This window comes from Bacillus hominis (genome assembly GCF_018332515.1).
GTDB lineage: Bacteria > Bacillota > Bacilli > Bacillales > Bacillaceae_G > Bacillus_A > Bacillus_A hominis.
The window spans coordinates 1-1941 of the sequence record NZ_BOQD01000232.1 but is presented as its reverse complement, the minus strand read 5'-3'; the positions used below and the strand labels follow the sequence as shown (position 1 = coordinate 1941).

The following is a 1941-nucleotide window of genomic DNA, read 5'->3' as shown; positions in this document are numbered from 1 at the left end:
TTAACTTTACAAAGAATACATACGTACAAATATATAACTAAAAATACAAAAAGGAGGAGATAAAATGACTAAAAATAATGAAACAGGTTGGAATTTAGATAATAGTTATATTACTTTACCACAATCATTTTATACAGAAATCCCCCCTACTCCCGTAAGTTCACCGGAGCTAGTTAAACTAAATCATTCACTAGCGATATCTCTTGGCTTTAACCCTGAAGAACTGAAGAAGGAAGCCGAAATAGCAATTTTTGCTGGTAACGCACTCCCAGAAGGTGCTCATCCATTAGCTCAAGCATATGCTGGTCATCAATTCGGACATTTTAATATGTTAGGTGACGGTCGTGCCCTTTTAATAGGTGAACAAATTACTCCTTCAGGTGATCGTTTTGATATTCAACTGAAAGGTTCTGGCCCTACTCCCTATTCACGCCGAGGAGATGGTCGTGCCGCACTCGGTCCGATGCTACGTGAATATATTATAAGCGAAGCAATGTATGCACTTGATATTCCGACTACTCGTAGTTTAGCGGTCATCACAACTGGTGAGCCAACATATCGTGAAACAAAGTTACCTGGAGCAATTTTAACTAGAGTAGCAAGCAGCCATATACGCGTCGGTACATTTCAATATGCTGCAGCTCGTGGCTCAATCGAGGACCTAAAATCACTAGCTGACTATACGATAAAAAGACATTATCCAGAAATTGAAGCTCATGAAAACCGATATACTGCGTTACTACAAGAAGTCATTAAAAGACAAGCAAGTCTCATCGCAAAATGGCAACTTGTTGGATTTATCCACGGCGTAATGAACACTGACAACATAACAATTAGTGGCGAAACGATTGATTACGGTCCTTGTGCTTTTATGGACAATTACGACCAAGGAACCGTATTTAGCTCTATTGACACACAAGGCCGTTATGCATATGGAAACCAACCATATATGGCTGCTTGGGATCTTGCTCGTTTAGCTGAATCTTTAATACCGATCCTACATGAAGATGAAGAAGAAGCATTAAAGATTGCTCAAGACGAAATTTCAAAATTTAGCGCACAGTATGAAAACAATTGGTTCCTTGGCATGAAAAAGAAATTAGGACTATTTAACGAAGACGAACAAGACAAAGCACTTATTGAGAAACTTTTAAAAATGATGGAGAAATATAACGCGGATTACACAAATACATTCCGTTCATTAACTCTCGATACATTAAAAGATACCCCTCTCTTCGAAAGTCCAGAATTTAAAGAATGGTACGGATTATGGCAATCTCGATTAGAAAAGCAAGACGAATCAAAAGAAAACGCCTATGAGATGATGAAAAATAACAACCCATCAATCATCCCGAGGAACCACAGAGTGGAAGAAGCGCTAGAAGCAGCTGTTACAGATGACGACTATAGCGTAATGGAGAAGCTTCTTGAAGCTTTATCAAACCCTTATGCGTATTCTACAGAGCAAGAAAAATACTGCGTTCCACCTGTGCCGACGAATCGTCCTTATCGTACTTTTTGTGGGACTTGATACTCATTTTTAACCTTTAAATTTATTATTCATACGCTTATTTCCTTACACCACTTGAAAAAGTGGTGTTTTTGTCGAGTTTAATTTTCTGATTCTTCAAAACACAAGGAGGTTTTACAAAATATTACACAGAATTATGTAGTATCGTAAATTAGGAGGTAATTTCCCCTATTACGATTTGTGTTATTCTGTCTAATTTCATAAGAGAATAGCAAAATATATAACCTATAAGGAGAGATGAGATTTGAAAAGAAAAATTGGTACAGCTGTTGTAGGATTATCAGTACTTAGTTTTGGTATTTTGGGTGTAAATATTGGGGATGGTGGAATTGTAAAAGCTGATCATGGAAGACCCCCTGTTTCTAAGCAAGACAGCCATGCCGATTTACCGGCTCCTAAGCAAGAGAGTC

General features: G+C 37.9%; 1 protein-coding gene. It reads left to right on the top strand.

The genetic code is table 11. From position 1 onward, the window contains the following. Positions 1 to 64 precede the first annotated feature (64 nt). On the top strand, positions 65 to 1531 hold the full coding sequence (locus tag KI356_RS20285; protein WP_212936274.1) for a protein adenylyltransferase SelO: 1467 nt from the start codon (positions 65 to 67) through the stop codon (positions 1529 to 1531). The last annotated feature ends 410 nt before the right edge of the window (positions 1532 to 1941 follow it).